This is a genomic window from Bacillus sp. LJBV19, assembly GCF_017797845.1.
In the GTDB taxonomy this organism is placed as follows: domain Bacteria; phylum Bacillota; class Bacilli; order Bacillales; family Bacillaceae; genus Bacillus; species Bacillus velezensis.
In genome coordinates this window covers 2,644,931-2,670,405 of sequence record NZ_CP072563.1, presented here as the reverse complement: position 1 = coordinate 2,670,405, position 25,475 = coordinate 2,644,931, and the positions used below count along the sequence as shown (strand labels likewise).

31 protein-coding genes and 1 other annotated feature are annotated in these 25,475 nt (G+C 47.8%); of the genes, 29 read left to right on the top strand and 2 right to left on the bottom strand.

Annotated features, from left to right (window positions below; genetic code table 11):
* The first annotated feature begins 30 nt into the window (after positions 1 to 30).
* From J6600_RS12875 to pheA, 17 genes are all read left to right on the top strand, one after another.
* A complete protein-coding gene (locus J6600_RS12875) occupies positions 31 to 1,032 on the top strand; it encodes an SPOR domain-containing protein (protein ID WP_209387474.1) in 1,002 nt (333 codons plus the stop codon).
* Between the two features lie 140 nt (positions 1,033 to 1,172).
* Entirely contained in the window at positions 1,173 to 1,742 is a 570-nt protein-coding gene (locus tag J6600_RS12870) for a Maf family protein (RefSeq protein ID WP_012118105.1), read from the top strand.
* A gap of 31 nt (positions 1,743 to 1,773) precedes the next feature.
* Positions 1,774 to 2,469, top strand: a complete 696-nt coding sequence (radC, locus tag J6600_RS12865; protein WP_007408165.1) for a RadC family protein — start codon at positions 1,774 to 1,776, stop codon at positions 2,467 to 2,469.
* Positions 2,470 to 2,560: 91 nt separating this feature from the next.
* Positions 2,561 to 3,574, top strand: coding sequence for a cell shape-determining protein MreB (gene mreB / locus J6600_RS12860; protein WP_003152647.1), 1,014 nt, complete (start codon positions 2,561 to 2,563; stop codon positions 3,572 to 3,574).
* A gap of 30 nt (positions 3,575 to 3,604) precedes the next feature.
* Positions 3,605 to 4,468 (top strand): rod shape-determining protein MreC, encoded by an 864-nt coding sequence (gene mreC, locus J6600_RS12855; RefSeq protein WP_007408166.1) that lies wholly within the window; start codon positions 3,605 to 3,607, stop codon positions 4,466 to 4,468.
* A complete protein-coding gene (gene mreD / locus J6600_RS12850; protein WP_003152650.1) occupies positions 4,465 to 4,983 on the top strand; it encodes a rod shape-determining protein MreD in 519 nt (172 codons plus the stop codon). Before mreC ends, mreD begins: the two co-directional genes overlap by 4 nt.
* A gap of 53 nt (positions 4,984 to 5,036) precedes the next feature.
* Positions 5,037 to 5,717, top strand: a complete 681-nt coding sequence (gene minC / locus J6600_RS12845; protein WP_003152653.1) for a septum site-determining protein MinC — start codon at positions 5,037 to 5,039, stop codon at positions 5,715 to 5,717.
* A gap of 2 nt (positions 5,718 to 5,719) precedes the next feature.
* On the top strand, positions 5,720 to 6,523 hold the full coding sequence (minD, locus tag J6600_RS12840; protein WP_003152655.1) for a septum site-determining protein MinD: 804 nt from the start codon (positions 5,720 to 5,722) through the stop codon (positions 6,521 to 6,523).
* 128 nt (positions 6,524 to 6,651) lie between these two features.
* Positions 6,652 to 7,455 (top strand): M23 family metallopeptidase, encoded by an 804-nt coding sequence (locus J6600_RS12835; RefSeq protein WP_209387473.1) that lies wholly within the window; start codon positions 6,652 to 6,654, stop codon positions 7,453 to 7,455.
* Positions 7,448 to 8,314, top strand: a complete 867-nt coding sequence (locus J6600_RS12830) for a M50 family metallopeptidase (RefSeq protein WP_103526720.1) — start codon at positions 7,448 to 7,450, stop codon at positions 8,312 to 8,314. The genes J6600_RS12835 and J6600_RS12830 overlap by 8 nt, the downstream gene beginning before the upstream one ends.
* 58 nt (positions 8,315 to 8,372) lie before the next feature.
* Positions 8,373 to 8,446 (top strand) — a sequence feature (ribosomal protein L21 leader region).
* A gap of 13 nt (positions 8,447 to 8,459) precedes the next feature.
* Positions 8,460 to 8,768 (top strand): 50S ribosomal protein L21, encoded by a 309-nt coding sequence (gene rplU / locus J6600_RS12825; protein ID WP_003152660.1) that lies wholly within the window; start codon positions 8,460 to 8,462, stop codon positions 8,766 to 8,768.
* Positions 8,769 to 8,770: 2 nt separating this feature from the next.
* A complete protein-coding gene (locus J6600_RS12820; protein WP_012118103.1) occupies positions 8,771 to 9,112 on the top strand; it encodes a ribosomal-processing cysteine protease Prp in 342 nt (113 codons plus the stop codon).
* A gap of 12 nt (positions 9,113 to 9,124) precedes the next feature.
* Positions 9,125 to 9,409, top strand: coding sequence for a 50S ribosomal protein L27 (gene rpmA / locus J6600_RS12815; protein ID WP_003152662.1), 285 nt, complete (start codon positions 9,125 to 9,127; stop codon positions 9,407 to 9,409).
* 317 nt (positions 9,410 to 9,726) lie between these two features.
* Positions 9,727 to 10,305, top strand: coding sequence for a sporulation initiation phosphotransferase B (locus J6600_RS12810; protein ID WP_014418543.1), 579 nt, complete (start codon positions 9,727 to 9,729; stop codon positions 10,303 to 10,305).
* Between the two features lie 31 nt (positions 10,306 to 10,336).
* Complete coding sequence (gene obgE / locus J6600_RS12805; protein WP_007408172.1) at positions 10,337 to 11,623, top strand: GTPase ObgE; 1,287 nt, start codon at positions 10,337 to 10,339, stop codon at positions 11,621 to 11,623.
* A 53-nt stretch (positions 11,624 to 11,676) separates the two neighbouring features.
* Positions 11,677 to 12,120 (top strand): transcriptional regulator ThrR, encoded by a 444-nt coding sequence (thrR, locus tag J6600_RS12800; protein ID WP_007408173.1) that lies wholly within the window; start codon positions 11,677 to 11,679, stop codon positions 12,118 to 12,120.
* A gap of 13 nt (positions 12,121 to 12,133) precedes the next feature.
* The gene (pheA, locus tag J6600_RS12795) at positions 12,134 to 12,991 is read left to right on the top strand and encodes a prephenate dehydratase (RefSeq protein WP_003152668.1); all 858 of its coding nucleotides are present in this window, start codon (positions 12,134 to 12,136) and stop codon (positions 12,989 to 12,991) included.
* 25 nt (positions 12,992 to 13,016) lie between these two features.
* On the opposite strand, the gene J6600_RS12790 is transcribed toward pheA, so the two are convergent.
* The gene (locus J6600_RS12790; RefSeq protein ID WP_014418541.1) at positions 13,017 to 13,559 is read right to left on the bottom strand and encodes a transcription repressor NadR; all 543 of its coding nucleotides are present in this window, start codon (positions 13,557 to 13,559) and stop codon (positions 13,017 to 13,019) included.
* Positions 13,556 to 14,707 (bottom strand): IscS subfamily cysteine desulfurase, encoded by a 1,152-nt coding sequence (locus tag J6600_RS12785; RefSeq protein ID WP_209387472.1) that lies wholly within the window; start codon positions 14,705 to 14,707, stop codon positions 13,556 to 13,558. The genes J6600_RS12790 and J6600_RS12785 overlap by 4 nt, the downstream gene beginning before the upstream one ends.
* Before the next feature lie 104 nt (positions 14,708 to 14,811).
* On the opposite strand from J6600_RS12785, the gene nadB reads away from it, so the two are divergent.
* The 12 genes from nadB to tgt all read left to right on the top strand — a co-directional run bounded on the left by nadB (position 14,812) and on the right by tgt (position 25,454).
* Positions 14,812 to 16,377 (top strand): L-aspartate oxidase, encoded by a 1,566-nt coding sequence (gene nadB / locus J6600_RS12780; protein WP_209387471.1) that lies wholly within the window; start codon positions 14,812 to 14,814, stop codon positions 16,375 to 16,377.
* Positions 16,359 to 17,207 carry a carboxylating nicotinate-nucleotide diphosphorylase gene (gene nadC / locus J6600_RS12775; protein WP_071181877.1) on the top strand — a complete coding sequence of 283 codons (849 nt, stop codon included), beginning with the start codon at positions 16,359 to 16,361 and terminating at the stop codon, positions 17,205 to 17,207. The genes nadB and nadC overlap by 19 nt, the downstream gene beginning before the upstream one ends.
* 1 nt (position 17,208) lies before the next feature.
* Complete coding sequence (gene nadA, locus J6600_RS12770) at positions 17,209 to 18,312, top strand: quinolinate synthase NadA (RefSeq protein ID WP_209387470.1); 1,104 nt, start codon at positions 17,209 to 17,211, stop codon at positions 18,310 to 18,312.
* A gap of 126 nt (positions 18,313 to 18,438) precedes the next feature.
* Entirely contained in the window at positions 18,439 to 19,644 is a 1,206-nt protein-coding gene (gene safA / locus J6600_RS12765) for a SafA/ExsA family spore coat assembly protein (RefSeq protein ID WP_209387469.1), read from the top strand.
* 147 nt (positions 19,645 to 19,791) lie between these two features.
* Entirely contained in the window at positions 19,792 to 20,385 is a 594-nt protein-coding gene (locus J6600_RS12760) for a YhcN/YlaJ family sporulation lipoprotein (protein ID WP_014721606.1), read from the top strand.
* A 132-nt stretch (positions 20,386 to 20,517) separates the two neighbouring features.
* Entirely contained in the window at positions 20,518 to 20,637 is a 120-nt protein-coding gene (locus J6600_RS19820; RefSeq protein ID WP_370531142.1) for a hypothetical protein, read from the top strand.
* A gap of 132 nt (positions 20,638 to 20,769) precedes the next feature.
* Positions 20,770 to 21,279 carry an intercompartmental signaling factor BofC gene (locus tag J6600_RS12755; protein ID WP_012118093.1) on the top strand — a complete coding sequence of 170 codons (510 nt, stop codon included), beginning with the start codon at positions 20,770 to 20,772 and terminating at the stop codon, positions 21,277 to 21,279.
* Positions 21,280 to 21,413: 134 nt separating this feature from the next.
* Positions 21,414 to 22,019 carry a Holliday junction branch migration protein RuvA gene (gene ruvA, locus J6600_RS12750; RefSeq protein ID WP_209387468.1) on the top strand — a complete coding sequence of 202 codons (606 nt, stop codon included), beginning with the start codon at positions 21,414 to 21,416 and terminating at the stop codon, positions 22,017 to 22,019.
* 10 nt (positions 22,020 to 22,029) lie between these two features.
* A complete protein-coding gene (ruvB, locus tag J6600_RS12745; protein WP_003152685.1) occupies positions 22,030 to 23,034 on the top strand; it encodes a Holliday junction branch migration DNA helicase RuvB in 1,005 nt (334 codons plus the stop codon).
* A complete protein-coding gene (locus J6600_RS12740; protein WP_209387467.1) occupies positions 23,027 to 23,227 on the top strand; it encodes a DUF2905 domain-containing protein in 201 nt (66 codons plus the stop codon). Before ruvB ends, J6600_RS12740 begins: the two co-directional genes overlap by 8 nt.
* A 25-nt stretch (positions 23,228 to 23,252) precedes the next feature.
* A complete protein-coding gene (gene queA, locus J6600_RS12735) occupies positions 23,253 to 24,281 on the top strand; it encodes a tRNA preQ1(34) S-adenosylmethionine ribosyltransferase-isomerase QueA (protein ID WP_003152692.1) in 1,029 nt (342 codons plus the stop codon).
* Positions 24,282 to 24,308: 27 nt separating this feature from the next.
* On the top strand, positions 24,309 to 25,454 hold the full coding sequence (gene tgt, locus J6600_RS12730; protein WP_014305500.1) for a tRNA guanosine(34) transglycosylase Tgt: 1,146 nt from the start codon (positions 24,309 to 24,311) through the stop codon (positions 25,452 to 25,454).
* Positions 25,455 to 25,475: the final 21 nt, after the last annotated feature.

Genomic DNA, 25,475 nt, shown 5'->3' with positions numbered 1-25,475 from the left:
GGCCAAGACGAATGCAAGGGGGAAGAGACGTTGAAAAAAAGGAAGAGCAAAAAGCACAGCAAAGCTAAAAACAATGCCCTTAAAGTAACCATTAACGGACAAGAAGAAACGATGTATGGAGAAGAAGATGTGAAAGAAGGCGGGGAGAAAACCGTCACATTTTCAAATTGGGAGGAAACAAAAAAGGCGGAGCAGGAGACCGCCGCATCCCATGAAGATCCGAAAGAAGAAGATTTCAATTGGGATCATGAGAAGAATTCTGAGGTATTTGAAGATGACCCGAAAGTCGTTCCGCCATACCAGAAGAAAAAAACAGGCCCTCATTTTCCGAAAAAAAAGCAGCCGTCTTCTCCAGTTAAAAAAGCGGTCACGACAATTGCCGTTGCGGCTGTTTTAGGCACCGGGCTCGGCCTTGTCGCCTTAAATATGTCGGGAAGTAAAGAAGCCTCCGCTCCTGCATCAGCTGACAAAGGTTCACAAGGGCAGACGGCGAAAGCGGGAGATGTTTCTAAAGACAATTCTGAAACAGCCGGCACAGGAGATGCGGAAACTTCAGAGGGAAACTATAAAACATATGCGGTGCAGGCCGGAAAATTTTCATCAGAAAAAGGAGCGCAAACGCTTGTTGACCAGCTGACTGAAAAAGGATACTCGGCCGTCTCTCTGGCTAAAGAAGACGGATACACATACGTGATCGCCGGGCTTGCAGCGGAAAAAAGCTTATCACAGCAATTGGGTCAGACACTGATAGACCATGATTTTGAGGCTTGGGGCGGAAAAGAGCTCAGCTTTGCGGTCGATTCAGGGCTGGAAGACTCTTTTAAACAGGCATCTGAGCTCTCCGCCAAAGCGATTACCGGCAAAGATCTTTCAAAAACGGAAGTGGCTGAAGCGGCAAAAGCGGCATCCAGCGCAGACGCCGCTGACAAAAAGCAGAAAGAGGCCGTGCTTCAAGCGCTGAAAGAACTGGAAACGTCGGGTTCGGAATCCGGCTGGAAAGCCCAAAAAGAGCTTTTAAGTGTTGTAAAATAGTATCTCATTTCCCGTCATCCGGCGGGATTTTTTATTTTGTCATCAAAAAGTTATTTTTCTGAAATTGTGGTTGCCCGTTTGATTTGGTAGGATAGACAAGTATCTTTTTTTCTTAAGCAAACCCTGAAAGGATGACAATCATGACAAAACGCTTAATACTCGCATCACAATCTCCGCGAAGAAAAGAACTCCTTAATCTTCTTCAGATTCCTTACAGCATTATTGCAAGCCGCACAGAAGAAAAATTAAATCGAAACCTTTCGCCGGAAGAAAACGTCCAATGTTTGGCCGAGCAAAAAGCCGGTGCTGTATTGGCCGAAAATCCCGATGCAGTCGTTATCGGGGCTGACACGATGGTGTGCATAGACGGCGAATGCCTCGGCAAACCGCATGACAGAGAAGAAGCGGCACACATGCTGCGGAGGCTTTCCGGCCGAAGCCATCAAGTCATTACGGCGGTCAGCATTCAGACGCATGACCGGAAAGAAACGTTCTGTGACACGACGGAAGTGACGTTTTGGCCGCTCAGTGAAGACGACATACAGCTCTACATTGAAACAAAAGAACCGATGGATAAAGCAGGTGCATACGGCATCCAAGGAAAAGGCGCGCTTTTAGTGAAAAAAATAGACGGTGATTTTTATTCTGTCGTCGGGCTTCCTGTCGCTAAAACAATGAGAGCCTTGAAAGAATTTAATATAAAAGCTTGATGTTCAAACCGGGAAGGGGAACAAGGAGGGGTTGATCATCCGTGATCTGCCGTTAAAATTAAGAGATTTCCCCGAAAAAGAAAAACCGAGAGAGCGGCTTCTGCACTTCGGAGCCGAACATCTCTCTAACAATGAATTGCTCGCCATCCTGCTGCGGACGGGAACGAAACATGAGTCCGTCATGAACCTCGCTCACCGGCTGCTGCGGACGTTTGACGGGCTGCGACTGTTAAAAGGCGCCTCTGCCCAGGAGCTTTCCAGCATTCCGGGAATCGGCACGGTGAAAGCCGTTCAGATTCTTGCCGCAATTGAGCTGGGGAGCCGCATTCATAAGACATCCGCCGGGGAGCATTGCGTCATCCGCTCTCCGGAAGACGGGGCGAAGTATGTGATGGAGGATATGCGCTTTTTATCCCAGGAGCATTTTGTCTGTTTATATTTAAATACCAAAAATCAAGTCATTCATAAACGCACCGTTTTTATCGGAAGTCTGAATTCATCTATTGTCCACCCGCGGGAGGTGTTTAAAGAAGCTTTCAAACGATCCGCCGCGTCCTTCATTTGCGTTCACAATCATCCTTCAGGAGATCCTACACCGAGCAGGGAAGATATAGAGGTAACCAGGCGGCTTTTTGAGTGCGGAAATTTAATCGGCATCGAGCTGCTGGATCATTTGGTCATTGGTGACAAAAAATTTGTGAGTTTAAAGGAAAAAGGATATTTGTAACACTTTTTTTTTCGTTGATTTAAGATATAATAGATTTTATGAGTTTTTCCCTTTAGGGTATTTTTGCTTTAAGAAAGGAAGATACATACATATGTTCGGAATTGGTACAAGAGACCTTGGTATAGATTTGGGAACCGCGAATACGCTTGTGTTTGTTAAAGGTAAAGGAATCGTAGTGAGAGAGCCGTCTGTCGTTGCTCTGCAAACGGATACGAAGTCCATCGTTGCGGTCGGTAACGATGCGAAAAACATGATCGGAAGAACTCCGGGCAACGTGGTTGCGCTCCGTCCGATGAAAGACGGCGTTATCGCTGACTATGAAACAACTGCGACAATGATGAAATACTACATTAATCAGGCTGTGAAAAATAAAGGATTGTTTGCGAGAAAGCCTTACGTTATGGTATGTGTGCCGTCAGGTATTACGGCCGTTGAAGAACGGGCGGTCATCGACGCGACAAGACAAGCGGGCGCACGTGACGCTTATCCGATTGAAGAACCGTTTGCGGCAGCAATCGGCGCGAATCTTCCGGTATGGGAGCCGACGGGCAGCATGGTCGTTGATATCGGCGGCGGAACAACTGAAGTGGCGATCATTTCTTTAGGCGGCATTGTCACGTCTCAGTCAATCCGCGTAGCCGGTGACGAAATGGATGACTCAATCATCAGCTATATCAGAAAAACATATAATCTGATGATCGGTGACCGTACGGCGGAAGCTATTAAAATGGAAATCGGTTCAGCAGAAACCGGTGAAGAAAATGCGTCAATGGAAATCCGCGGCCGCGATCTTCTGACAGGTCTGCCGAAAACGATCGAAATCACGGGAACGGAAATTGCAAATGCACTGCGTGATACAGTTCTCTCAATCGTTGACGCGGTGAAGAGCACGCTTGAAAAAACACCGCCTGAGCTGGCCGCTGACATTATGGACAGAGGTATTGTATTAACAGGGGGAGGCGCCCTGCTCCGCAATCTCGACAAAGTCATCAGCGACGAAACGAAAATGCCTGTTCTTATCGCTGAAGATCCGCTGGATTGTGTTGCGATCGGCACTGGAAAAGCACTGGAGCATATCCATCTTTTCAAAGGAAAAACAAGATAATCAGGAGTTAAATAGAAGAGGTGTATCACGATGCCGAACAAACGGTTAATGCTATTACTTCTGTGTATTATCATATTGGTGGCTATGATTGGATTCTCGCTGAAGAACGGCCGTAATACCACCTGGCCTGAAAAGCTGATCGGTGATACGACGGGAGTATTTCAAAACATTTTTCACACGCCTGCCGAATATTTTGCAGGGTTCTTCGGGGACATAAAAGACCTGAAAAACACGTACAAGGAAAACGAACGCTTAAGACAAAAGCTGGACGGACAGACACAATATGAAGCGAAGCTCCAAGAACTCAAAGATGAAAACAAGAAGCTGCGTGATGAACTCGGGCATGTCAAATCAATTTCCGACTATGATCCGATTTTAGCGACCGTTATCGCCAGAAACCCTGATCAATGGTACAAGCAGATCATGATCAATAAGGGAACGAAGCAGAAAGTGGCCAAAGACATGGCTGTCACGAACGAAAAGGGTGCGCTGGTCGGGAAGATCAAAAGCAGCGGACTCAACAGTTTCACATCCGCCGTTCAGCTGCTGAGCGATGTTGACCGCAATAACAGAGTGGCCACCAAAATCTCCGGCAAAAAGGGAAGCAAAGGCTACGGTTTAATTGAAGGGTATGATAAAAAGAAACAGACTCTGAAAATGACTATCCTTGAGCCGGATGAAAAACGTGAAGTGAAAAAAGGCGACCTCGTGGAGACATCCGGAACGGGCGGCGTATTTCCTCAAGGGCTGACGGTCGGGGAAGTGACCGATGTAGAATCAGATGCTTACGGCCTGACGAAAATCGCTTACGTGAAACCGGCTGCCGACTTGTACGATCTTGACCATGTCATCGTCGTGAACCGAAGCGTAGCAACAGGGGAGGAAGGATCGTGAAACGTTTCCTTCTCCCTTTGATTATGATTTTGGTCTTTTGTGCGGAAAGCATCTATACCGATCTGGTGCGTTTTCCTTTCGTTTCCGTCGAGCAGCAGGTCGTTCCGCATTTTCTTTTGCTTGCGCTGATTTTTATGTCCGCTTATATCAACCAAAAGCATGCGGTGATCTACGGTTTCATTTTCGGATTTCTTTATGACATCAATTATACGGGTGTTTTAGGCGTTTATATGTTTGGTTTTGCCGGTTTATGCTATCTGGCGGCCAAAGCGTTTAAAGTGCTGCAGACAAACGCCCTGATGGTCATTCTGGTCGCGGTGCTGAGCGTATGTGTGCTTGAATTTTACGTCTACGGCATTCAGACGTTAATCCGCAGCGGCACAATGACGTTTAACGATTTTGTCATTCAGCGGTTCTTGCCGACTGCTTTGCTGAATATTGCGGGGGCCGTTATATTAGTCCTGCCCTTCAGGCTGTTTTATATAAGTCTGAAGAAAGAATTAAGAGATGAGTAAAAAGGATTTTATCTTTTTTTGACGAAAAGAGTATGTTGTTGAGGTGAACATTGATGAAGACCAAAAAGCAGCAATATGTAACAATAAAAGGAACAAAAAACGGCTTAACATTGCATCTGGATGATGCGTGTTCTTTTGATGAGCTTCTCGATGGTCTTCAAAACATGCTGTCGATTGAACAATATACTGATGGCAAAGGCCAAAAAATCAGTGTTCATATTAAACTCGGGCATCGGTATCTGTATCAGGAACAGGCAGAGCAGCTGACTGATCTGATCGCGTCAAAGAAAGATTTAGTCGTGCATTCAATTGACAGTGAAGTCATCGCCAAAGAAGAAGCGCAGCGGATGAAAGAGGAGCAGGAAATTGTTTCTGTTTCCAAAATCGTCCGTTCGGGCCAGGTGCTTCACGTGACGGGAGATTTGCTTTTAATCGGAGATGTGAATCCCGGCGGTACGATCAGAGCCGGAGGAAATATATTTGTTCTCGGTTCATTAAAAGGGATTGCCCACGCGGGTTATAACGGAAATAACCGGGCTGTGATCGCCGCATCCGAAATGATGCCGACACAATTGAGGATCAATCACGTGTTAAATCGCTCCCCAGACCACATTCAAAAAGGGAACGACATGGAATGTGCTTATTTAGATACTGACGGAAATATGGTCATTGAACGCCTTCAGCAATTGGCTCATTTAAGACCTGATCTAACAAGGCTTGAGGGAGGAATGTGAAATTGGGTGAGGCTATCGTAATAACTTCGGGAAAAGGCGGAGTAGGTAAAACAACAACATCTGCAAACCTCGGTACCGCCTTAGCCATTTTAGGGAAGCGCGTCTGTTTGGTAGACACAGATATCGGACTGCGCAACCTTGATGTCGTAATGGGTCTTGAAAACAGAATTATTTACGACTTAGTAGATGTAATTGAAGGCAGATGCAAGACGCATCAAGCGCTTGTCAAAGACAAACGTTTTGATGATCTGCTTCATTTAATGCCGGCTGCCCAGACAAGCGACAAGACGGCTGTTGTCCCTGAGCAGATCAAATCGCTTGTGCAGGAGCTTAAGCAGGAATTTGATTATGTCATTATTGATTGTCCGGCCGGAATTGAACAAGGCTATAAAAATGCCGTCTCCGGAGCTGATAAGGCGATTGTTGTGACGACGCCGGAAATATCAGCGGTGCGGGACGCTGACCGCATTATCGGACTTTTGGAGCAGGAAGATATTGAACCGCCGCGCCTTATCGTGAACCGCATCAGAAATCACCTGGTGAAAAACGGTGACACGATGGATGTGGATGAAGTTGTTCATCATCTGTCTATTGATCTCCTCGGAATCGTTGCTGACGATGATGAAGTGATCAGGGCTTCAAATATCGGCGAACCGATTGCCATGAATTCCAAAAACCGCGCCAGCATTGCGTACCGCAATATCGCCCGGCGCATTTTAGGAGAATCCGTTCCTTTGCAGGTGCTTGAAGAGCAGCAAAAAGGGATGATGGCGAAAATCAAGTCATTTTTCGGCGTGCGTTCATAATATATACCAGAATACAAAGATCTGATGAAGCCCAGCTTATCAGGTCTTTTTTTGTTTTTCTAGAGCGCATATTTGCAATGGACAAGACATAGGATGTACAAACCCAACGATTGCAAAGGATGATGGCGATGAGTCACAGAGCTGATGAAATTAGAAAAAGACTGGCCAAAAGAAGAAAACAGCGGCCTGAATCAAAACGGACTTTCGTTCAAAACGCCCGAACTCAGGATTTTCCCGCGTGGCAGACGGTCAAGGAGCAGGAAAAGCACAAGTTTCTTCCGGACTACGAATATCAAACGGAACACCCGCCCGAATTTAACGGACGGCATCCATTGATCAGCGCTCATTCTATTATTTTAAAATGCCTGCTGGCCGCCTGTCTCGTACTGATCTCCGCTATTGCCTATAAAACTGACAAACAGCCGCTGAGTCAGATCAAACCGGCGATCGCACAAACCTTTCAAAAAGAATTTCAGTTTGCTGCCGTAAGCAATTGGTTCGTATCTTCCTTCGGAAACCCGCTCGCTTTTCTTACGCCGGGAACGAAAAAGAAGGACGGTCAGGTGGCGGTCAGTCAGGATATGGTCGTTCCTGCCGCGGGGAAAATCCAGCAAGACTTTCAAAATAACGGAGAGGGCGTCGTCGTCGAAACCGCCAGCGAAGCCATTGACAGCGTAAAAGAAGGCTACATTATGGAAGTGAGCAAAGATAAAAAAACAGGACTGACGGTGAAGGTGCAGCATGCCGACAATACCAGCAGCATTTACGGCCGGCTAAAAGATGTTAACGTTTCATTGTACGACTTTGTCGATAAAGGGAAAAAGATCGGTTCGATCAAGCTTAACGATAAAAGTAAAGGCCAGTACTATTTCGCGATCCAGGATGGCGATAAATTCATAGATCCGATCCAGGTGATCACTTTTGATGAATAAATGGCTCAGCCTCCTTTTCAAAGTTCATGTCCATCCTTTTCTTTGGATTATCATGGGGCTTGGTCTTATGACGGGGCACATCAAAGCGCTGCTGTGTCTTTTGCTGGTCGTATCCGTTCATGAGCTGGGGCATGCTGCTCTGGCTGTGTTTTTTTCGTGGCGCATAAAACGAATCTTTCTGCTCCCTTTCGGCGGGACGGTTGAGGTGGAGGAGCACGGAAACCGGCCGCTTAAAGAGGAATTCGCGGTCATCCTGGCGGGCCCGCTTCAGCATGTGTGGCTTCAGGCGGCAGCCTGGCTCTTTTTCATGTCAGGTTTTGCAAGTGAGCAGACATTTGAGATGTTTACCTTTTATAATCTCTCCATTCTTTTCATCAATCTTTTGCCGATCTGGCCGCTTGACGGCGGAAAGTTTGTGTTTTTATACTTCTCCAAACAAATGGCTTTTCAAAAAGCGCATCTCCTCAGCCTGCAGACATCGGCCGTTTCCGCGCTTTTGCTCTGCTGCTGGATTGTGCTGGCCGTTCCCCTTCAGGTCAGCGCATGGGTGCTGTTCGTCTTTCTCGCCGCTTCTTTATGGGATGAATACCGGAAGCGGCACTATATTCAGCTGAGGTTTCTTTTGGAGAGATACTACGGCAAAAACCGCGATGTTGCCATGCTGCATCCTTTGACGGTCGCGGCCGATGCCAAAGTAAAGCATGTCATGGCCGAATTCAAACGGGGATGCAAGCACCCCATTATCATTGAAAAAGCCGGCGAAAAGCTCAGCCAGCTCGATGAAAATGAAGTCCTTCATGCGTATTTTGCCGATAAACGGACAGATTCCTCTATGGAAGACCTGCTGCTGCCTTACTAGAAATAGATTGACATATCCTTTTGGTTCTGATATATTTTTTAATGTTATGGATGTAGCACCAATGCTACAACCGCTCGGGACAGGTGATAAGAGCTTTAAAGCCCCCTGTTGCTGGCGAGTCTTAGTCTAATAGGAGGTGCAGAGAATGTACGCAATCATTAAAACAGGCGGAAAACAAATCAAAGTTGAAGAAGGTCAAACTGTTTACATCGAAAAACTTGCTGCTGAAGCAGGTGAAACAGTGACGTTTGAAGACGTATTGTTTGTTGGCGGAGACAGCGTGAAAGTCGGCAACCCAACAGTTGCAGGCGCGACAGTTACAGCTAAAGTTGAAAAACAAGGCCGTGCGAAAAAAATCACTGTTTTCCGTTACAAGCCAAAGAAAAATGTTCATAAAAAACAAGGTCATCGTCAGCCTTATACTAAATTGACAATCGAAAAAATCAACGCGTAAGCATGATTGAGGCAACAATTCGAAGATCCCGGAATGACGGGGGCATTTTGTCCTTTGAAATGACGGGACATGCCGATTTTGCTGAACATGGACGAGATCTCGTATGCGCCGGGGTCACGGCTGTCGTTTTCGGAGCGGTCAATGCGGTTATCGCGCTGGCTCCTCTCGAACCGATTCTTGATATAGGCGAGGACGGGGGTTATTTCTACTTTGAATTCCCTGAAGCCGCTGATCAGGAAGCTTTGCAAAAAGCGCAGCTGCTGATTGAAGGCATGATTGTTTCTCTTGAAACGATCGAGCGGGATTACAGTGAACACTTACGGTTGACTGCAAACCAAATATAGGAGGTGAGTTACATGCTTAGATTAGATCTTCAGTTTTTCGCTTCTAAAAAAGGTGTAGGTTCTACAAAGAACGGACGTGACTCTGAATCTAAACGTTTAGGCGCTAAACGTGCAGACGGTCAATTCGTAACAGGCGGATCTATCCTTTACCGTCAACGCGGAACGAAAATCTACCCAGGTGAAAACGTGGGCCGCGGAGGAGATGACACTCTTTTTGCTAAAATCGACGGAACTGTTAAATTCGAACGTTTCGGCCGTGACCGCAAAAAAGTGAGCGTATATCCTGTAGCTCAATAATGACACAAAAAACTCCGGTCGTTGACTGGAGTTTTTTTTGCAGTAAGCGGAGTAACATCAAGAATGAAAAGCAGAGGATGCGTGAGTGAACCCCGCCTTGAATGAGGACATCAGCTTCCCATACCCACTGGATATGTTCCCCAAGCAGTGATACCAAAAATGTTTCTGCCTGGCATCCGCATTGTATGCGATCCGAAAAAGGAACATGATGAACCAGGAAAAACAAGTGTTTTTTTAACAAAGCCTTCTCTGTTATAATTCATAGTACACACTTATCAAGACTCCTAAAAAGAAATTAAACGATTGGGAGTGCGAAAATGAAGGATGTATCGAAGAAACAAGAAGAACCTGTAAGCGATGCAGCTCTGATCAATGAGCTGATCCAATTAATGGGCCATTTCCGTCATGATTGGATGAATAAGCTGCAGCTGATAAAAGGAAACTTAAGTTTGCAGAAGTATGACAGGGTCGTTGAAATTATTGACGAAATGGTCATAGATGCAAAGCACGAATCAAAGCTCTCAAACCTGAAAACCCCGCACTTGGCGTTTGACTTTCTTACATTTAATTGGAAGTCCCGTTATATGAGGCTCGAATACGAAGTGCTCGGAGAAATTAAAGATTTATCGGCATATGATCAAAAGCTGTCGAACCTGATGAGAAAACTGTTTCATCTGTTCGGTCTGGCGGTAAACAATGAAAGTGAAAATCATCTGACCGTATCGCTGCAGACGGATCACCCTGACAGACAGCTTATTGTATATCTCGATTTTCATGGAACGATTGCAAATGCAGATGTGTTTGATGAATTTCGCAAATCCCGGTATGAGGACTTTGATGTCATGCAATTTGAGCTGACCGGCCATGAATGTGTGGCCGAAATTGGAATGAACTAGCGGTTTTTTACGGTTTAGAACGGAGGATATTATGTTTGTAGATCAGGTGAAAGTATATGTAAAAGGCGGCGACGGCGGTAACGGAATGGTTGCGTTCCGCCGTGAAAAATATGTGCCGAAAGGCGGGCCTGCCGGCGGTGACGGAGGTAATGGAGGCGACGTCGTTTTTGAGGTTGATGAAGGACTGCGCACGCTCATGGACTTCCGGTACCAGCGGCATTTCAAAGCGATACGCGGCGAGCACGGCATGTCTAAAAACCAGCACGGCAGAAATGCGGACGATATGGTTGTTAAAGTTCCGCCCGGCACAGTCGTAACGGATGACGATACAAAACAGGTCATTGCCGATCTGACTGAGCACGGGCAGCGCGCCGTCATCGCAAAAGGCGGACGCGGCGGACGCGGAAATACCCGCTTTGCGACACCGGCCAACCCGGCACCGCAGCTGTCAGAGCACGGAGAGCCCGGAAAAGAGCGCTATATCGTGCTTGAACTGAAAGTGCTTGCAGACGTAGGTCTCGTCGGCTTCCCGAGCGTCGGAAAATCTACGCTTCTGTCTGTCGTTTCATCGGCAAAGCCGAAAATTGCCGATTATCATTTTACAACGCTTGTTCCGAATCTGGGCATGGTGGAAACGGATGACGGAAGAAGCTTCGTCATGGCGGATCTGCCCGGTTTGATTGAAGGAGCGCACGAAGGAGTCGGCTTAGGCCACCAATTTCTCCGCCATATCGAACGGACGCGCGTCATCGTTCACGTCATTGACATGTCAGCGATGGAAGGCCGTGATCCGTATGAGGATTATGTGACCATTAATCAGGAGCTCAGTGAATATAATCTGCGGCTGACGGAGCGTCCGCAAATTATCGTTGCGAATAAAATGGACATGCCCGAAGCGGCTGAAAATCTTAAAGCGTTTAAAGAAAAGCTTCAGGATGATCACCCTGTCTTCCCGATCAGCGCGGTGACGAGAGAAGGGCTCCGCGATCTTCTGTTTGAAGTCGCCAACCAGCTGGAAACAACGCCTGAATTCCCGCTGTATGATGAAGAAGAACTGGCGGAAAACCGCGTAATGTACACGATGGAAGATGAAGAAATTCCATTTAACATTACCCGTGATCCGGACGGTGCGTTTGTGCTTTCAGGTGACAGCCTGGAACGCCTCTTTAAAATGACTGACTTCTCCCGTGACGAATCCGTCAAGCGTTTTGCAAGACAGATGCGCGGTATGGGCGTTGATGAAGCGCTCAGAGAACGCGGTGCTAAAGACGGCGATATCATCCGGCTTCTGGAATTTGAATTTGAATTTATTGATTAAAAAAACGGAGAGCTTGCAATGCAGGCTCTCTGATGTAAAAGGGAGGGGTGCAGGTGAAAGAAGAGACATTTTATTTAGTGCGTGAAGACGTTCTGCCTGATGCGATGCGGAAAACCCTTGAAGTCAAAAAGCTGCTCGACAGAAAAAAGGCTGAATCGGTTGCAGATGCCGTGCAGAAAGTTGATTTAAGCAGAAGCGCTTTTTACAAATACCGAGATGCGGTTTTCCCTTTTTACACGATGGTTAAAGAACAAATAATCACACTTTTCTTTCATTTGGAGGATCGGTCAGGCGCGTTATCCCAGCTTTTGCAGGCGGTGGCTGACTCAGGAAGCAACGTGCTTTCCATTCACCAGACGATTCCGCTTCAGGGCAGGGCGAATGTCACGCTCTCAATCAGTACGTCCGCAATGGAAGAAAACATTCATACGTTAATGAATAAACTGAGAAAATTTGATTTTATAGAAAAAGTTGAGATCTTAGGGTCAGGCGCGTAAGGAGAGAAGAGACATGAAAGTCGGTTATTTAGGGCCAGAAGCCACATTTACACATCTAGCAGTCAGTTCCTGCTTTCAAAACAGCGTGACACAAGCACCTTATCAAACAATACCGGCATGCATGGATGCGGCGGTTGCGGGAGAAGTTGATCTTGCATTTGTTCCTTTGGAAAACGCGCTGGAGGGCTCGGTTAACTTAACGATTGACTACTTGATTCATGAGCAGCCTCTTGCGATCGTGGGGGAAATGACGCTGCCGATTCACCAGCATCTGCTCGTTCACCCTTCGAGAGAAAATGAGTGGAAAAAGCTTGAGAAAATTTATTCTCATTCCCATGCGATTGCGCAATGCCACAAATTTCTTCACCGGCATTTTTCGTCCGTTCCTTATGAGTATGCGAAGTCAACAGGTGCGGCTGCCAAGTATGTCAGTGAGCATTCGGACCTTCCGATCGGCGTGATTGCAAATGAAATGGCCGCCGCTACATACGGATTGAGCATCGTGAAGCGGGATATTCAGGATTATCAGGACAACCACACGAGATTTGTCATTCTTTCGCCTGAAAAAGACGTCTCATTCGAAGTGAATGCGAAACTGTCTTCACGGCCGAAAACGACGATGATGGTAACGCTTCCCCAAGATGACCAATCAGGTGCGCTGCACAGGGTGCTGTCCGCTTTTTCATGGAGAAACCTGAATTTATCAAAGATCGAATCGCGCCCGACAAAAACGGGTCTCGGCAACTATTTCTTTATTATTGATATTGAACAGGCGATGGATCAGGTTCTCATTCCCGGTGCCGTTCAAGAGATGGAAGCCCTCGGCTGCCGGGTCAAGCTTCTGGGAACATATCAATCCTATTCGATATAAAAAAAGCCCTTCAGGGGGCTTTTTTTTAATCTTTTATTAAAATACCCGCGTCGTCCAGCGCTTGGCAGGCTTGGTCAATCCGCTCTTTTGTCGGGGCGCTTAACGTATGGAGGTGCACGCCTCCGGTCAGCTGTGAAAGGTAAGCGGCATTTGTCGAGTTAATGTGATCCATGAATTGTTTGACTTCTTTCCGTGTGCTGACTCTTATGGCGGCGGTTAAATCGCCGTATACGGGGTGTTCAATAATGACGTCCTTTATGGTGACGCCTTCATCGACAATGAGTTCAAGCTCTTCTTCCGTCCGCTCCGGGCCGTGCAGACAGGCGACAATCCGTTCGGCGTTTTTTTCGCCGCCGGCATTCATGCTGATGTATAAGTAGCCTTGGCTCGTCGCGATGATCGGCTCGTTTTTTGCTTTCAAGAGTGATATGTCCTGCACGATCACCTGTCTTGAGACATTTGCTTTTTTGGCCAATTCGCCTCCTGTTAATGGCGAGCCGGCTTCTTTCAGCCAATGAAGCAGCATGTCGCGTCTTTTCTCCCCAGTAAGCTTCGTTCCTTCTGTCAAATTGCTGATTCTCCTTTCTTTTGCTCCCACAGCGCCGTAAATGTATGTATCAGCATATCGAGCTGTTCACATGTTGTTTCGTTTCCGAATGAGATTCGGAAAAACTGCCGCGCTTCCCGTTCGGTTTTTTTCAGCGCCTTCATAGCTGAAGAAGGGCCGTGGCTGCCGGCGGAACATGCGCTCCCGGTTGAGATGCAAATATCGTTACGATTACATTCTAACATAATATATTGTCCTTCAAAGGAGTGAAAAAAACACCCGACAATGTGGGGCAGGCATTCACCGCCGGTTTCTTCCTCTGAAAATGAAATGGGGAGGCCTTGACGCCGAATTTGGTCATACAAATAATTCCTCAGCCTGTCAGCATGCTCACGGTGTTCCTCCATATGTTTCACTGCATACTCCGCAGCAGCGGTAAAAGCGCCGATGGCCGGCACATTCACCGTACCGGGCCTGAACCCGTTTTCATGCACGGTATGCGGATAAACCGGGTTCCAGCTGACACCGGGCCGAATGTAAACAGCCCCGGTGCCTTTCGGGCCGTATACTTTATGACCGGAGACGGAAAGGGCGTCGATTCCCGCCTGATCCGCATCAATCGGCAGTTTGCCGAAACTTTGAACACAATCGCAATGCAGCAAAATGTTTCTCTGGTGAAGAAAAGCGGCCAGACGATTCACAGGCTGGATGAGGCCGGTTTCTGAATTGGCGTGCTGTATGGAAACGAGCCCCGTGTCAGGACGGATATGAGCCGCCAGTATGTCCTCGGTTATAAGTCCGTTCTCGTCGGGATATATGATGGTGACATCAATTCCCCGATCAGCTAAAAACGCCGCAGCATTATGGATCGAATGGTGTTCCATTGCGGTCGTAATAAAATGTTTTTTGTGATCGGGCAGACCGTGCAGCAATGATTGGACGGCCAGGATGTTCGCTTCCGTTCCGCCGCTTGTAAAGTAAATGCCGTCTGCCGCTCCGCCGATCAATTTTCCTGCAGAATGTCTGCAATATTCCAGCATGTCCGCCGCTCTTCCTCCGGCGTCATGAAGGCTGCTTGCATTGCCGTATACCTCTGTGCTGAGATGCTGAAAGACTTTCGCGGCTTCTTTGCTTAAAGGCGCTCCCGCCGCGTAATCAAGATAAATCATACAGCCCGCTCCTATCCGTTTATGTTAAAAAAAGCTTGAGTTTATTTTATCGCTGTGTAAATATAGGTGTCAAGACAGGTGTAAATATAACAGGAGGGTGATGTATGTCTGAAAAAACAATTATCGTCATTGGTTCGGGGACGGCGGCCCTTGCCTGTGCTTCCTCATTTCCTCCGTCATACCAAGTGACCGTCATCACAAAGAGAAACGTAACGAACAGCAATTCGCATTATGCTCAAGGCGGGATTGCTGTTTCATACGCAAAAGATGACTCGATAGAATCCCATGTAAACGATACACTGTATGCGGGATGCGGACACAATGACGTGACAGCCGTGCGGCATTTGCTGAAAAGCGGACAGAGCATGATAAACAGGCTGATAGAAGGCCATTTCCCTTTTGATACGAAGTCGGACGGAACGTTTTGTCTCGGCAGGGAAGGCGCTCATTCCAAAAGGAGGATTCTGCACGCCGGGGGAGATGCGACCGGACGGATGTTGGTTGAGTTTCTGGTTCAGCAGCTGAGGGACGGCATTCGGATCATTGAACACGAGACGGTTGTTGATCTGCTGATTGAACACGGGCGATGCGCAGGCGTTGCCGTAAAGGATGCTTCAGGCGCCGTTTCTTACAGAAGAGCGGATTGTGTAGTGCTTGCATCAGGCGGCTGCGGCAGTCTGTACCAATATCACACAAATGATTCCGCCATAACGGGAGACGGCATCGCTCTTGCCTTCCGCGCTGGAGCTGAGATCACGGATATGGAGTTCACCCAGTTCCACCCGACCCTCCTTGTGAAAAACGGGACTGTTTACGGTCTGATTTCTGAAGCAGTGAGAGGAGAAGGCGGATATTTAGCGGATCGCTTCGGGCGCAGGATCATGGCTGGCAGACACGCGCTAGAAGATTTGGCGCCCCGGGATGTGGTTTCACGGGCGATTTATGAAGAAGTGATGAAAGAAAATCCTGTTTTTATAAATTGCAGCCGAATAGCCGATTTTAAGAAACGTTTTCCGACCATAACAGAAATTTGTCAAACAGCCGGTGTTGATCTTGAAAGCGGAATTCCCGTAGCACCCGGAATGCATTTTTTAATGGGCGGAGTAAAAGCCGATACATGGGGGAAAACGTCCGTGCCTGATTTGTACGCTATAGGCGAGACCGCCTGCACAGGCTTGCACGGGGCGAACCGCCTTGCGAGCAACTCACTGCTGGAAGCGCTGGCAAGCGGGCAACGATGTGCTAAACATATCATTCAAACACCGTTAAACGGAAGATATAAAAAAACCCCGAAGAAATTTGACGTCATCTTAGAAGTGCCGGACACAACGCTTCATGTGCTCCAAGCCAAAATGACAACCGGAGCGGGCATCGTCAGGGAAAAAGAAAACATGCAGGCGCTGGCATCCTGGCTTAACAACGTATCTGTGCGTCATATAAATGTGAAGGAAATCACAATAGAACAAGCCGAGCTATCCTGCCTATGGAAGACTGCGCAACTTGTTGTGACCTCCGCCCTTATTCGGGAAGAAAGCAGGGGAGCTCATTTTCGCGCTGATTTTCCCGGGACGGAGAAAGGGTGGCACGGAAAACAAATCATTCATTCAACATCTGGAACAGTTATCAGAAAAAACGAAAGGATTGGGGAACTATGGACATTCTGCAGCTGAAACAAATGCTGACTCATTTTTTTCAGGAAGATATCGGAACGGGTGATGCGACGTCACAAGCGATTTTTTCTGATCAGCAATGTAAAGCGCGAATCATCGCAAAAACAGATGGCGTGTTTGCCGGAGAAGCCGTTATCCGTGAAGGATGGAAGCTTTTACACGATGATATCCGCATCCGCTCCCTGAAAAAAGACGGAGAACGGATGAAAAAAGGAGACGTGCTCGCTGAAATGGAAGGCCAGGCGGCGGCTCTTCTTACGGGGGAGCGGGTCATTCTGAATCTCTTACAAAGAATGTCAGGCATTGCGACAATGACGGATGAGGCCAAAAGGCGTCTTGATGATCCGTCCATTAAGATTTGTGATACGAGAAAAACGACACCCGGGCTCAGAATGCTGGAAAAATACGCCGTTCGGGTCGGAGGCGGCTTTAATCATCGCTTCGGCTTATATGACGGCATCATGATAAAAGATAATCATATTGCCGCCTGCGGATCGATAAAAGCGGCCGTGGAGCGCGCAAGAAAAACGGCGGGACAGATGCTTGCGGTGGAAGTCGAAATCGAATCGGAACAGCAGCTGCTCGAGGCAATAGAAGCGGGCGCAGATGTTATTATGTTTGACAACTGTCCGCCTGAGTCCGTCCGGCGTTTTGCAGGCATGACACCGGGCCATATCAAAACGGAAGCATCCGGAGGCATAACGCTCGACACATTGCCCGCTTATAAAGGAACGGGCGTCCAATATATTTCACTCGGATTTCTGACTCATTCAGTAAAAAGCGCCGACATCAGTATGGATGTTGAGGCTGCGGAACAGGGGGATTTTTAAGATGTCTATTTTTGACGTGTTAACTGCATCAGCCGAAATGATGCCGAGCTATTATAAAGACATGAGCACCGGAGAAATGGAGAAGCGGGTCGCCGCCATTAAACGGGATTTCGGAAAGCGCCTGTTCATTCCGGGCCATCACTATCAAAAAGACGAAGTGATACAATTCGCCGATACGGCAGGTGACTCCCTGCAGCTTGCTCAAGTGGCAGAAAAAAATAAAGAGGCGGAATATATTGTGTTTTGCGGCGTGCATTTTATGGCGGAAACCGCTGATATGCTGACTGATGATAACCAAACCGTCATTTTGCCCGACATGCGCGCCGGATGCTCGATGGCTGATATGGCAGATATTCAGCAGACGGACAAAGCATGGCAAGAGCTTCAAGAACTGTACGGTAACACCATCATTCCGTTAACATATGTTAACTCGACGGCGGAAATTAAAGCATTCGTCGGACGGCACGGGGGAGCGACCGTCACCTCTTCGAATGCCCGGAGTGTGCTGAAATGGGCTTTTAAACAAAAAGAGAGAATTTTATTTTTGCCGGATCAGCATTTAGGCAGAAATACGGCCTATGACCTCGGCATTCCGCTGACAGAAATGGCTGTATGGGACCCGGTGCAGAACCGATTGCTTACTGACCATCCGGAAAACATTAAGGTTATCCTTTGGAAAGGGCATTGCTCCGTACACGAAAAGTTTACAGCGGAAAATATTTCTCAGCTGCGGCAGCGGGATTCCGGCATCCGCATTATTGTTCATCCGGAATGTTCGCGGGAAGTGGTCTCGCTCAGTGACGACAGCGGGTCTACCAAATACATTATTGATACGATCGAACAGGCTGAACCGGGAAGCAAATGGGCGATCGGAACGGAAATGAATCTTGTTCAGCGCCTCATTCAATCGCATCCGGATAAACAGATTGAATCATTGAATCCCGATATGTGTCCGTGTCTGACAATGAACAGAATCGATCTGCCGCATTTATTGTGGTCGCTTGAGCAGCTTGAAAAAGGCGAGCTGAAGGGTGTCATTAAAGTTCCGGAAGCGGTTCGGACAGAAGCGCTTCGTGCTTTGAACAGAATGCTGAGTCATACGTAATTATAAAAATTTCCCCTCCTTCCCAAATTTTTTATCATCATGCCCAGTCCATCGGCATATAGTGTGAAGAAACGTATTGTAATGACAAATGTACCGTTCACGTTTTGTGCATAGGAGGGGAAAACGTTGAAAATTCATATCGTTCAAAAAGGCGATTCGCTCTGGAAAATAGCTGAAAAATACGGAGTTGATCTTGAAGAGTTAAAAAAACTGAATCATCAGCTTAGCAATCCAGACTTAATTATGCCTGGAATGAAGATAAAGGTGCCTTCAGAAGCCGTTCCGGTCAGAAAAGAACCTAAGGCCGGCTTCGGAACGTCTGCGCATAAGCATGAGCATCCATATGCCAAAGAAAAACCGAAATCAGTTGTGGACATTGAAGACACCATATCGGAAGAACCAAAGCCGTCGATTCCGTATGTGCCGCCAATCCCTGAAAAGCATGAAAATGTGCTGCCGGAAGCTGATATGAACCAATATTACCCGTCCAATCAGCTGTTTCAGCCGTGGTCGCCTCCTAAGCCGGAGGAACCGGTGACACATTTTGTCGAGCCGAAAGAAAAAGAGCATGACAATAACATTCCACAACAGGAGGAAATGATCAACATGGAAAACGCGAATTACCCGAATATGCCAAAGGCGCCTGAAGCCGGAAAGATGGAAGAAGAAAACGCCGCTTATCATCTGCCGAACATGCCAAACATTCCGAATGTCCCGTTTCCGAATATGCCGGCCGTTGAACCGCCTTTTATGCATTACCCGATGCCGTGCATGCCTTGTCCTTGTCCGGTTCCGGTGACACCGATGCTGCCGGGTTCGGGACTATGCCACCCTTGCTTCCCGGTAGGCGGAGGTTTCGGCGGTTTTGGAGGAGGTTTTGGAGGCTTTCCGGTCATGCCGATGCCGTTACCGTACGGATTCCATCATCCGGGATTTGGGCCGCATGCGGGTTACGGTGAATATGAAAATCAGGCCCATGAAAATGCAGAGCATTATGATGGTTCTGCATCTGGTTTCGGCGGTGCTCCTTACGGTCAAATGCCGTATTACGGCGGATATTCGTCACATTACGCACACGCCCCTCATCATGATGGAAAATATAAGGATGATGATTGCGGCTGCCATGATTCACATCACCACCACCATCATCACCACGGTTCACATCATCATGGTTCACATCACCATCACGCAAATATGCCTGTGCAGCCATATCCGAATATGGGTGCAAACGCAGGACATTTTATGCCTTACGGCGGAGCAAATCCCAATGTCGCGCCGAATCAGCCGAGTCCAAATCAAGTATTCGGACGGCCGGAGGAAGAAGAAGATTAATGTTTCGGGACGATGTATGTCGTTCCTTTTTTTATGTCCAACTGAGGAATGGACATAACTGACAAGCTTAAACCCGCCGCCCGCCGCACATCCTAAACATGAGCGGAAAACGCTCAAACAGCGATGAATCCACGGGGGGTTTTTCCATTGGGTAAAAAACTGATGACGATCGCGGGCGTTTTAGCCGTGACGGCAAGCTTAACGGCATGCGGAGCAAATAATGCCATGAATGACGGACGCTACAATCAGTCAACACGTCCGGTCGGATATTATTCGAATGATAATGGTAATGGCAGAGGCCAGTACGGAATGGACCATCAAGGACCAGTTTCTGAAATGATGGAAAACCGAAACGGCCGTCATAATACGACAAATGTGTCCGACCAGTACGCCCCTAATGACGGGGTTCCGTTAACGACGGACGGCACATATAACGGCCGAAATGTCAATACGCCGCCGGCAGCAATGTCTTATAATGGGTATGACAACGCCGAAAACATCAGGTTGGCGGCAAAAGTTGCAAACCGCGTGAAAAAAGTAAAAGGCGTACAGGATAGTCAGGTCATCGTGACTGACACGAGAGTCGTCATTGCCGTCAGAACAAATCATCCTTTTACGAAAAATGATGATAAACATGTCAAACATGCGGCCAAAAAATTCGCGGACGGCCGTACAATTCAAGTGTTTACCGACAACGCTACTTTTACAAAGCTGCAAGACATGAACAGAAACAGCCGTTAAACGGACTGCCGGATGATTTCATCCGGCAGTATTTTTATGGATAAAGCTTCATCATTTCTTTACATATTCTTAAAACGCTCTTTATATTGCGGTGTTAACATAAAAGTAATAAAACGTAACGGAGGGGCCGGGATGAAAAAAACGGAGCATGACAAAAGCCGCGGAACAAAAACTGTGTATCTGACCGTAAGGGGATACCGGCTCAAACTGACGCCCGGACAAATGAAACTGATTTCAGCCGGCCGGGCATAATCATCGGGGCAGCCCTCATTTAGAGAGCTGCTTTTTTTCGGCTGAAACAGACAAATGAAAGAAAACGATTAAGCACCGGCATCTTTGGTCAAACTAGCATCAAGAGTTTGATTGAATAAAGAGGTGTTATTGGTGAAACGAATTTGCGGTGCTCGTCTATTGTTTATGCTTATCTTATCAGCTGCAGTCCTGATTTGCGGAGGAAAAGGCGCATACGGGGCGGAGGTCGAGCATTACGGGCCGCTTCGGGTGCATGTCCAGCTGGAAAAGGTCTATCTTGACGGTGATGTCGGCATTGAACATACGGATGAAACCGTTTTAGCGATGGAGGATTTTTGGGCCGCATATGCCGGCTGGACGCTCGTTGAGCAGAAAAAAGGCTTCGTCCTTTTCCGTAAGCATGTTGATGATATTTCTCCGCTCAGTAAGGTTAACGGTTATATCGGCGTCACGGACGGAGGCGTCATCTCCACTTTTCACGGCCGTCCCGGATCGCTGGCCGAGCCGATTCAGTCTTTCTTCCAGATTGATATAGAAAGGCTGGAAAGCCGATTGCAAAAGCACTTGGAACACGGCATACCGTACAGAACAAAAGCGGAGTTTGAGAGCGTGATCGATCATATTAAGACTTACAGCGGCTGACTTTGACGCAAGACATGTGACACATGTCTTTTTTTTCTGAATGGAAGGTGTCAAAGCGAACATACGTTAACTTTTCTATAAGACTTTGGCTGTTTTTGTGTTACAATGATAAGCAGTCAAAGAGGTGAATAGGTGTGATTGAATTCTTGAAGGGGACGATTGATTACGTATCTCCCCAATACATCGTGATTGAAAACGGCGGAATCGGCTATCAGGTCTTCACTCCGAATCCGTTTATTTATAAGGTAAGCAATCAAGAGACCATTTTTACGTATCATCATATAAAAGAAGACGCCTTTTCTTTGTACGGTTTTTCAACCCGGGAAGAAAAAGCGCTTTTCACAAAGCTGCTGAACGTCACCGGCATCGGGCCTAAAGGGGCGCTCGCCATCCTCGGTTCCGGTGATCCCGGAGCCGTCATCGAAGCGATCGAACAGGAAGACGAAGCCTTTTTGGTGAAATTTCCGGGTGTGGGCAAAAAAACGGCGCGGCAGATTATTCTTGATTTGAAAGGCAAACTGGCCGACGTCGTTCCTGAAATGATTGACAACCTGTTCAATCATGAAGCGCGCATTGAAAAACAAGAGGCTGAAACGGCGCTTGACGAGGCGCTTGAAGCGCTCCGGGTTCTCGGCTACGCCGAAAAAGAAATTAAAAAAGTGCTTCCTCACTTAAAAGAGGAAACGGCGCTTTCAACAGATCAATATGTGAAAAAAGCATTGCAAAAATTATTAAAGTAAGGTGATGTTCATGGATGAACGGCTCGTTTCAAGTGAAGCAGACAGCCATGAATCAATAATCGAGCAAAGCCTCAGGCCGCAGAATCTCGCCCAGTATATCGGCCAAAAGAAGGTGAAAGAAAATCTGCGCGTGTTTATCGATGCGGCGAAAATGAGGCAGGAAACGCTGGACCACGTTCTTTTATACGGGCCTCCGGGTCTCGGGAAAACAACGCTTGCGTCTATCGTGGCCAATGAGATGGGTGTGGAGATGCGGACGACGTCAGGCCCCGCCATCGAAAGACCGGGAGATTTGGCAGCCATTTTGACGGCGCTCGAACCAGGGGATGTGCTGTTTATTGACGAAATTCACAGGCTGAACCGCTCAATTGAGGAAGTGCTGTACCCGGCGATGGAGGATTTCTGCCTTGATATCGTCATCGGAAAAGGCCCGTCCGCCCGCTCCGTCCGTCTCGACCTTCCCCCTTTTACGCTTGTAGGAGCGACGACAAGGGTCGGATTATTGACCGCACCGCTCAGAGACCGGTTCGGGGTGCTGTCGCGCCTTGAATACTATACGCAGGAAGAGCTGACAGATATCGTGTCAAGAACGGCTGACGTTTTTGAAGTGGATATCGAAGAAGCCCCGGCTCTGGAAATCGCCAGACGGTCAAGGGGAACGCCGCGGGTTGCAAACCGGCTTCTCAGAAGGGTGAGGGATTTTGCCCAGGTGCTCGGCGACAGCCGCATCACGGAAGAAATCGCTCACGACGCGCTCGAACGTCTTCAAGTCGATGCGCTCGGCCTTGACCATATCGACCATAAGCTGCTGATGGGCATGATCGAAAAATTCAGCGGCGGTCCCGTCGGCCTTGATACGATTTCCGCGACAATCGGCGAAGAACCGCATACAATAGAGGATGTGTACGAACCGTATCTGCTGCAGATCGGATTTCTCCAGAGGACGCCGAGGGGACGGGTCGTGACTCCGGCTGTGTATGAACATTTTCGATTGGAGGCGCCCGCCCGTGACTGACTTTCCGAAGGTTCTCATGGTTCTCGGTGCCGTTTTGCTTATTGCCGGCGCAGTCTGGCACTTTGTCGGAAGGCTGCCCGGAGATATTTTCGTTAAGAAGGGAAATGTTACATTTTTCTTTCCCGTTGCCACTTGTATTGTGATCAGTGTGATACTATCCATTCTGCTTAATTTTTTCGGCAGAATGAAATAACAATAGACAGAATAAAGGTGAAATGATGAAAGTCGATTTATTTGATTTTGAACTGCCTGAACGCCTCATTGCCCAAGTGCCGCTGAAAGAGCGTGACGCATCGCGGCTGATGGTGCTCGACAAACAGACGGGCGGGCTGACGGACAGTTCATTTAAAGAGATTGTAAGCTTTTTTAATGAAGGGGATTGCCTCGTCTTGAACAATACCCGTGTGCTGCCTGCAAGATTATTCGGCACAAAAGAAGATACGGGGGCGAAAGTGGAGCTTCTGTTATTAAAACAGGAAGAAAATGATACATGGGAAACGCTCGTAAAGCCGGCGAAACGCGTAAAAAAAGGAACGGTCCTGACATTCGGCGACGGCCGGCTGACAGCGGTCTGCACGGAGGAGCTTGATCACGGAGGCAGAAAAATAGAATTCCGGTATGACGGGATTTTTTACGAAGTGCTTGAATCACTCGGTGAAATGCCGCTGCCTCCTTATATTAAAGAGCAGCTTGATGATAAAGAACGGTATCAGACCGTCTTTTCAAAAGAAATCGGATCTGCCGCAGCTCCGACGGCCGGACTTCATTTTACGGAAGAGATTCTGGACGAGCTGAAGCAAAAGGGTGTGCGGATTGAATTTATCACACTTCATGTGGGACTCGGCACATTCCGCCCGGTCAGTGCGGATGATGTGGAAGAGCATAACATGCACGCGGAATTTTATGAAATGACGGAAGAAACCGCCGCCTCTTTAAACGAGGTCAGAAAGGCGGGAGGGCGCATCGTGTCGGTCGGGACGACATCAACGCGCACCCTGGAAACCATTGCCGGCGAGCATGACGGCGTATTTACAGCTTCAAGCGGCTGGACGTCCATCTTCATTTATCCGGGATATGAATTTAAAGCGATTGACGGCATGATCACCAATTTTCATCTGCCGAAATCTTCCCTTATCATGCTCGTTTCTGCGCTTGCCGGCAGAGAGCATGTTCTTTCCGCCTACCGTCATGCGGTAGAAGAGGAATATCGTTTCTTCAGCTTTGGCGACGCCATGCTGATTATCTAATTTGAATGACAGGAGGCCTCATACAAAGTGGCTGAACAACCGATACGTTATGAATTTATAAAGGAATGCAAACAAACGGGAGCGCGCCTGGGCAGAGTCCATACGCCCCACGGCTCCTTTGAGACGCCTGTATTTATGCCGGTCGGCACGCTTGCTACGGTAAAGACGATGTCTCCGGACGAGCTGAAATCTATGGATGCGGGCATTATTTTAAGCAATACGTACCATTTATGGCTCCGTCCGGGACACGACATTGTAAAAGAAGCGGGCGGGCTTCATAAGTTTATGAACTGGGACCGCGCGATTTTAACGGATTCCGGCGGTTTTCAGGTCTTTTCATTGAGCAAGTTTCGTAATATAGAAGAAGAAGGCGTTCATTTCCGCAATCACTTAAACGGAGACAAACTGTTTTTATCTCCGGAAAAAGCGATGGAAATTCAAAACGCCCTCGGCTCTGATATCATGATGGCGTTTGATGAGTGTCCGCCGTATCCGGCAGAGTATGATTACATGAAACGCTCTGTGGAACGCACCAGCCGCTGGGCGGAACGCTGCCTGGAGGCGCACGGGCGCTCAGATGAGCAGGGGCTGTTCGGAATCGTACAGGGCGGAGAATACGAAGATCTGCGGACACAAAGTGCAAAAGACTTGGTTTCGCTTGATTTTCCGGGTTATGCCATAGGCGGATTATCTGTCGGCGAGCCGAAGCACGTCATGAACCGAGTGCTTGAGTTTACAACTCCGCTTTTACCGAAGGACAAGCCGAGATATTTAATGGGTGTGGGTTCACCGGATGCCTTAATTGACGGCGCCATCCGCGGCGTGGATATGTTTGACTGCGTACTGCCGACCCGGATTGCCCGAAACGGCACGGTGTTTACGAATGAAGGGCGTCTGAACATGAAAAACGCCAAATATGAGCGTGATTTCCGTCCGATTGACGAAGAGTGCAGCTGCCATACATGCCAAAATTACTCCCGCGCTTACATCAGACATTTGATCCGCTGTAATGAAACGTTTGGAATTCGATTAACAACTTACCATAACCTTCATTTTCTGTTACACTTAATGGAGCAGGTCAGACAAGCCATCCGGGAGGATCGTCTTGGTGATTTCCGAGAAGAGTTCTTTGAGCGTTACGGCTATAATAAGCCAAATGCGAAAAGCTTCTAAATAAAACCATTCTTGAAAGGA